This is a genomic window from Ruminococcus sp. 5_1_39BFAA (assembly GCF_964240875.1).
Classification (GTDB): domain Bacteria; phylum Bacillota; class Clostridia; order Lachnospirales; family Lachnospiraceae; genus Blautia_A.
In genome coordinates this window covers 1-2,573 of record NZ_CAXSVO010000076.1, presented here as the reverse complement: position 1 = coordinate 2,573, position 2,573 = coordinate 1, and the positions used below count along the sequence as shown (strand labels likewise).

Genomic DNA, 2,573 nt, shown 5'->3' with positions numbered 1-2,573 from the left:
TGTTGATGCTCCTTTAAAATAGCATTTTTTAGATTTTGTTGCCTGTCGTCAGGTTGCTCTGTATACTGTCATTATCCTACAGAAAGAAAAAATCTCAGAGCACCCTCTTGGACAGTCGCGTACTCTGAGATCTGGTAAAAACCATGTTCATTATAGCAGAGTATATGCTTGTTCGCAATGAGGCAAACGGTGTTTTTTGTTAAGAGCAGTGAAAATGTACCAGGATGTCCTTGCTGTGGTGGACAGCTCAGATACCGGGATTCCAGACTTCGTATCAGAAAGCATGAAGGCGGTAATCGGGATTTCCTGAGTATCCGGAGATTCAGATGTACTGCATGTGAGAGCTATCATAATGAACTTCCAGATGTATTGCTTCCATATAAACACTATGAAGCAGAGGTCATCAGTGGTGTGATCGATGGGATCGTAACGCCTCATGATCAGGATTCTGAAGACTATCCTTCGATCAGTACCATGCTGTACTGGCTGCGGTGGTTCCAACTCAATCTTTCAAACATGGAAGGATATCTTAGAAATGCAGGATACAGTATTCTCGGACTTGGCAAGGATCTTCTTTTCTCTGACCAGTCACTGCTTGAAGCGGTCAGGAAAAAATATTTTAACTGGCTGGAAAAGGCCATCCGCATTATTTACAACAGCGGTGGTTTTCTGCCGGCTTTTTACTGATACACGCATGCACCTACTTTCGTTCGTCTGTCACAGGCTTTTCCTATATAGTGGTCTCAAAAGGAGGTCACGAATTATGAATACAAACCAACAGATAGTAAGACAATGGGAAGAACAGGAAGCACTCCATCGTTTCCAGCTCATTTCCCCGCTTCTGCGCGAGGATCTGGATAATGCCAAAAAGCTCCAGCTCCGCAAAAAGATCGCCGAGGAAAATGAAATCACGGTCCGTTCTCTATACCGCTATGAAAAAGCATACAGAGAAGGACAGTTTTCCGGATTAAAACCGGCAACCAGGAAGAAACACCGCTCACAGGGACTGCCCGAAAACTTTGAATTTCTTGTAGAACAGGCTATCCAGCTCAGAAAGGAAGTACCGGAACGTTCCGTCGCACAGATCATTCTGATCCTGGAGATGGAAGGACATGTGGCTCCCGGAGTTTTAAAACGTCCGACTCTGGAACGGCATCTTTATAAGCGTGGTTTTGGCAGGGAACATATGAAGATGTACCGGGACGCACGCGAAAGCTCATCCAAACGGTTCTGCAAGCCACACCGCATGATGCTGATCCAGGGAGACATCAAATATGGCCCCAAACTGCCTATCGGTAAAAATGGAGCAAAAGTCCAGACTTATTTATCTTCAGCGATCGATGATCATTCCAGATATATCTTGTCTTCCCGTTTTTATGATAATCAGGAAGAAACAATCGTGGAAGATACCTTCCATCAGGCCATTATACGCTACGGATCATTTGATGCCTGCTATTTCGATCATGGCAGTCAGTATGTTGCCAAACAGTTAAGCTGTTCCCTTGCCAGGCTTGGGATCCGCGTGAAATTCGCACGCATCCGGAGTGGAAAAAGTAAGGGAAAGATTGAAAAGTTCCACCAGGTAGTGGATACCTTCAATCGGGAAGCCAAACTGAAAAATATAAGATCCCTGGAAGAACTGAACCATTTATGGTCCGTCTTCCTTGAAGAGTATTATCACAAAAAGCCGCACGAGGGGATTTCTGAATATTATGAAAGCCTTGGCGCTGCAGTACCTGAAAACGGAATTACGCCGCTTCAGGAATGGAACCGGGACACACGTCCCCTTAACTTCATCAATGCATCTGTTGTTTCAGAGGCCTTTCTTCATCATGAAGAACGTAAAGTTGATAAAGGAGCCTGCATCAGTTTCCGGGGACAGCGTTATGAAACAAAGCCTGAACTGATCGGATACAAAGTAGGAATTGCTTACGATCCTGCGGCTCCGGAAGTACTGACTGTCACTTATCCCGGTTATGAGCCCTTCACAGCCAGACCACTTAAGATCGGGTCTTACTGTGATAAAAATCCTACACTCCCGGTTTCCATGCAGGAACAGAAGCCAAGTACTTCACGCTTTTTAGATGCTCTTGAAATACAGCATGAAAAGAACCGTGAACAGGTAGCCAATGCCATTTCCTTCGCATCTTACAGAAAGGAGGCAGATGGCAATGTATGAAACGTTCTTTGGCATGGAACATACCCCCTTTGTAAGGGATGTCCCTGCAGATAAACTGTATGAATCGGATTCTTTTCGAGAGACTCTCGGGCGTCTTGCTTATGTGGCAGACCGCCAGAAGTTTGCAGTAGTCACTGCAGATCCCGGCTGTGGCAAATCTACATTGATCCGCCGCTTTTATGAAGAACTTCCAAAATCGGAATACATTGTCCTTTATCTTTCCGATTCAAAACTGACTCCAAGATGGTTCTATAAAGGACTCCTGGACCAGCTGGGACTGGAATCTAAGTTTTACAGGGGAGATTCCAAACGCCAGCTGCAGCAACAGATCGAGATCATCCGCGGAGTACAGCACAAAAAAGTAGTCTGCATTCTGGATGAAGCACATTTATTG

General features: G+C 45.2%; 3 protein-coding genes. All 3 read left to right on the top strand.

All coding sequences use genetic code 11. The features are described from left to right. The first annotated feature begins 189 nt into the window (after positions 1–189). Positions 190–687 (top strand): DUF6431 domain-containing protein, encoded by a 498-nt coding sequence (locus ACESZH_RS23760; RefSeq protein ID WP_373219560.1) that lies wholly within the window; start codon positions 190–192, stop codon positions 685–687. Between the two features lie 76 nt (positions 688–763). Next, on the top strand, positions 764–2,179 hold the full coding sequence (locus ACESZH_RS23755; RefSeq protein WP_373219559.1) for a DDE-type integrase/transposase/recombinase: 1,416 nt from the start codon (positions 764–766) through the stop codon (positions 2,177–2,179). After that, on the top strand, positions 2,172–2,573 hold a 402-nt coding region (locus ACESZH_RS23750), incomplete at its 3' end, for an ExeA family protein (protein WP_373219988.1). The genes ACESZH_RS23755 and ACESZH_RS23750, both read left to right, overlap by 8 nt.